This window comes from Melaminivora alkalimesophila (assembly GCF_000282995.1).
Taxonomy (GTDB): domain Bacteria; phylum Pseudomonadota; class Gammaproteobacteria; order Burkholderiales; family Burkholderiaceae_C; genus Melaminivora; species Melaminivora alkalimesophila.
Window position 1 is genome coordinate 1 of sequence record NZ_ALEE01000478.1, and the last position, 4,240, is coordinate 4,240.

5 protein-coding genes are annotated in these 4,240 nt (G+C 72.0%); all 5 read left to right on the top strand.

Annotation, left to right across the window (positions count from 1 at the left end; genetic code table 11):
* The first annotated feature begins 63 nt into the window (after window positions 1–63).
* The 5 genes from era to nagZ all read left to right on the top strand — a co-directional run bounded on the left by era (window position 64) and on the right by nagZ (window position 4,227).
* Window positions 64–1,080 (top strand): GTPase Era, encoded by a 1,017-nt coding sequence (gene era / locus A612_RS09325; RefSeq protein WP_019374228.1) that lies wholly within the window; start codon window positions 64–66, stop codon window positions 1,078–1,080.
* Window positions 1,081–1,148: 68 nt separating this feature from the next.
* Complete coding sequence (recO, locus tag A612_RS09330) at window positions 1,149–1,922, top strand: DNA repair protein RecO (protein ID WP_019374229.1); 774 nt, start codon at window positions 1,149–1,151, stop codon at window positions 1,920–1,922.
* Window positions 1,919–2,692 carry a pyridoxine 5'-phosphate synthase gene (locus tag A612_RS09335; RefSeq protein WP_019374230.1) on the top strand — a complete coding sequence of 258 codons (774 nt, stop codon included), beginning with the start codon at window positions 1,919–1,921 and terminating at the stop codon, window positions 2,690–2,692. Before recO ends, A612_RS09335 begins: the two co-directional genes overlap by 4 nt.
* A gap of 21 nt (window positions 2,693–2,713) precedes the next feature.
* A complete protein-coding gene (gene acpS, locus A612_RS09340) occupies window positions 2,714–3,139 on the top strand; it encodes a holo-ACP synthase (RefSeq protein ID WP_019374231.1) in 426 nt (141 codons plus the stop codon).
* Window positions 3,136–4,227 carry a beta-N-acetylhexosaminidase gene (gene nagZ / locus A612_RS09345; protein ID WP_019374232.1) on the top strand — a complete coding sequence of 364 codons (1,092 nt, stop codon included), beginning with the start codon at window positions 3,136–3,138 and terminating at the stop codon, window positions 4,225–4,227. The genes acpS and nagZ overlap by 4 nt, the downstream gene beginning before the upstream one ends.
* Window positions 4,228–4,240: the final 13 nt, after the last annotated feature.

A 4,240-nucleotide genomic window follows, 5' to 3' on the forward strand; every position in this document is an offset into this window, starting at 1 on the left:
GCGCCGGGCGGCCGAGCAGGCGGCGGCCGCCGCGGTGCTGGCCCAACTAAGAGCGAACAAGGGATGAATCCTACCGAAGACAATTCCGGCGAAGACGCCGGTGCGCCGGCCGCGGGCCAGGACGAACTGGAGGCCATGCTCGCCGCCGCCGGCGTGCGCAGCGGCCGCCCGGCCGAGCCCGTGCAGGGGCAGCACTGCGGGCTGGTGGCCATCGTCGGCAAGCCGAACGTGGGCAAGTCCACGCTGATGAACGCCCTGGTCGGCCAGAAGATCAGCATCACCTCGCGCAAGGCCCAGACCACGCGCCACCGCATCACCGGCATCCGCTCGCGCGGCCAGTCGCAGTTCGTGTTCGTGGACACGCCGGGCTTCCAGACGCGCCACTCCACGGCGCTCAACAAATCGCTCAACCGCGCCGTGCTGGGCGCCATCGGCGACGTGGACGTGATCCTGTTCGTGGTCGAGGCGGGCAGCTTCACGCTGCAGGACGCGAAGGTTCTGTCGCTGTTCAAGCCCGGCATCCCGACGCTGCTGGTGGCCAACAAGCTCGACACCGTGCACCGCCGCGCCGAGCTGGCGCCCTGGCTCAAGGGCATGCAGGAGCGCCATCCCTTCGCCGAGTTCGTGCCCATGTCCGCCAAGAACCGGCGCGACATCGAGCGCCTGCTGGACATCGTCGAACGCTACCTGCCCGAGCAGCCCTGGTGGTACGCGGAAGATGAGCTCACCGACCGCTCCGAGAAGTTCCTCGCCTCCGAGACGGTGCGCGAGAAGCTGTTTCGCTTCACCGGCGACGAACTGCCCTACACCTCCACCGTCACCGTCGACCAGTGGAGCGAGGAGCCCAGCCGCCAGCACAAGCGTTTCGTGCGCATCGCTGCGACCATCGTGGTCGAGCGCGACAGCCACAAGGCCATGGTCATCGGCGAGGGCGGCGAGCGCCTCAAGCGCATCAGCACCGAGGCGCGCCAGGAGCTCGAGCGCCTGTTCGATGCGAAGGTGTTCCTGGAGGTCTGGGTCAAGGTGCGCTCGGGCTGGGCCGACGACGAGGCGCGCGTGCGCTCCTTTGGCTACGAGTGAGGCGCGCACCCGGCCCTGGGCCCGGGCGCGGGCCGCTTGGGCGGGCGGCAAACGCATAATCCGAAGCCATGGCCTCCGCCCGCCGCATCGCCGATGAACCCGCCTACGTGCTGCACAGCTACGACTGGAGCGAGTCCAGCTTGATCCTGGAGGCCTTCACGCGCCACCACGGGCGCGTGGCGCTGGTCGCCAAGGGCGCGAAGAAGCCGACTTCCAACTTCCGGCCGGTGTTGCTGCCGCTGCAGCCGCTGCGCCTGACCTATTCGGCCACCGCCGGGCACGGCGAGATCCACACCCTGCGCGGCGCCGAGTGGGCGGGCGGCCACGTGATGCCCACCGGCGACGCGCTGCTCGCCGGCCTGTACCTGAACGAGCTGATCCTGCGCCTGCTCGCGCGCGAGGATCCACACGCGCCGCTCTTCGACGTCTATGCCGGCGTGGTGCGCGTGCTCGGCGGCGGCGACGCCCACGACGAGGCGCTGGAGCCGGTGCTGCGCGCCTTCGAGCTGATGCTGCTGCGCGCCGCCGGCCTGCTGCCGGCGCTGGACGCCGAGACCGCCACCCTCGCGCCGCTCGACCCGGCGGCCCCCTACACCCTGACCGAAAGCGGCCTGCGCGCGGCCGCTGCCTCCGACCGCGCCAGCTGCACCGGCGCGCAGTGGCAGGCGCTCGAGCGCGCTCTGGACGCGGGCGGCGGCGAGGCCGCCTACCCGGCCGTGCTGCGCGCCAGTGCCGCGGCCGCCGCCGGGCTCAAGGCCCAGCTGCGTGCTGCGCTGCAATACCATTGCGGCCACCCGCTGCTGCGCACGCGCCAGCTCATGATGGACCTGCAATCGCTATGAACTCCCCCGCCGGGCGCACCGCCCTGTCCGTGAACGTGAACAAGGTCGCGCTGGTGCGCAACACGCGCCACCTGGGCATTCCCAGCGTCGTGCGCGCCGCGGCGCTGTGCCTGCAGGCCGGCGCCCAGGGCATCACGGTGCACCCGCGCCCGGACGGGCGCCATATCCGGCCGGAGGACGTGCACGCCATCGCCGGGCTGCTGCGCGACTGGCCCGACCGCGAGTTCAACATCGAGGGCAACCCGACCCAGAACCTGATGGAGTTCATCCGCGCCGTGCGCCCCCACCAGGCGACCTTCGTGCCCGACAGCGAGGACCAGTTCACCAGCGACCACGGCTGGAGCTTCCCGCAGGATGCCGCGCGCCTGGCGCCGCTGGTGGCCGAATGCCGCAGCCTGGGCGTGCGCGTGAGCCTGTTCATGGACCCGATCCCCGAGCAGATGGCCGGCGCGCGCGCCGTGGGCGCCGACCGCGTCGAGCTCTACACCGAGCCCTACGCCGCCGCCTGGGACACGCCCGCACAGGCGCAGCAGCTGGCGCGTTATGCCTGCGCCGCGCGCGCGGCGGCCGAGGCCGGGCTGGGCGTGAACGCCGGGCACGACCTGAACCAGGACAACCTTGCCGCCTTCGTCGCCCAGGTGCCGCAGCTGCTGGAAGTCTCCATCGGCCACGCCTTCGTCTCGGACGCGCTGGAGCTGGGCTACGCGCAGACCGTGCGTGCCTACCAGCGCTGCATCGACGCCGGGATGGCGGCGCGGCGCAGCGCCTAAAGGGCGCGCGGGCTGCCGACCATGATCTACGGGATCGGCACCGACATCTGCGACGTGCGCCGCATCCGCGCGAGCCTCGCGCGCCACGGCGACCGCCTTGCCGAGCGGGTGCTGGCCGAGGCCGAGCTCGCCACCTGGCGCGCCCGCAGCGCGCGCTGGCCCGAGCGCGGCGTGCGCTACCTGGCGACGCGCTTTTCTGCCAAGGAAGCCTTCTCCAAGGCCATTGGCCTGGGCATGCGCATGCCCATGACCTGGCGCGCCTGCGAGGTGCGCAACCTGCCCAGCGGGCAGCCTGCCATCGTGCTGCACGGCGAGCTGGCCGAATGGTTCGCCGAACGCGGCCTGCGTTGCCACCTGAGCGTGACCGACGAGAGTGACTACGCGGCGAGCTTCTGCGTGGTCGAGCGCATCTGCAACCCTTCCATGGATCTTTTGCACCCCCCATGACCGAACACGCTCCCCTCATCATCGACGTGGCCGGCACGCAGCTGTCGGCCGACGACCGCCGGCGCCTGGCCCACCCCTTGGTCGGCGGAGTCATCCTGTTCGCGCGCAACTGGCGCGATCGCCGGCAGCTGCTGGAGCTCACCGCCGCCATCAAGGCCGTGCGCGAGGATCTGCTGATCTGCGTGGACCACGAGGGCGGGCGCGTGCAGCGCTTTCGCACCGACGGCTTCACCCACCTGCCGCCCATGCGCGCCCTGGGCCAGATGTGGATGGACGATGGCAAGGGTCGCCAACACCGCGAAGACGGCGGCGCCCTGCGCGCCATGCAGGCCGCGACGGCGGCGGGCTACGTGTTGGCCAGCGAGCTGCGCGCCTGTGGCGTGGATTTCTCCTTCACGCCCGTGCTCGACCTCGACTGGGGTCCGAGCGCCGTCATCGGCGACCGCGCCTTCCACGCGGACCCGCGCGTCGTCGCCATGCTGTCGCGCGCGCTGGTGCACGGCCTCCTGCAGGCCGGCATGGCCAACTGCGGCAAGCACTTCCCTGGCCACGGCCACGTCGCGGCCGACTCGCACACCGACATGCCGGTGGACCGCCGCACCCTCACCGCCATCCTGAAAGACGACGCGGCGCCCTACGACTGGCTGTCGGGCGTGCTGACCGGCGTCATGCCGGCGCACGTCGTCTACCCCCGGGTGGACAAGCGCCCGGCGGGTTTTTCCCAGAAATGGCTGCAGGACATCCTGCGCCGCCGCCTGGGCTTTGCCGGCGCCATCTTCAGCGACGACCTGAGCATGGAGGGCGCGCGGCGCCTGGACGGCCAGGTGGTCAGCTACACCGACGCCGCCGTGGCGGCGCTGCAGGCGGGCTGCGACCTGGTGCTGCTGTGCAACCAGAGCGTGGGCGAGGGCCGGGCGGTGGACGAGCTGATCGGGGGGCTGGAGGCAGCGCGCACCGCCGGGCGCTGGCAGCCCAGCGAAGCCAGCGAGGCGCGCCGCGTGGCCCTGCTGCCCGAGACGCTGCCGCAGCCCTGGGATGAGCTGATGGTGCAGCCGGCGTACATGCAGGCGCTCGAGCGGCTGCCCTGACGGCACCGGCCCC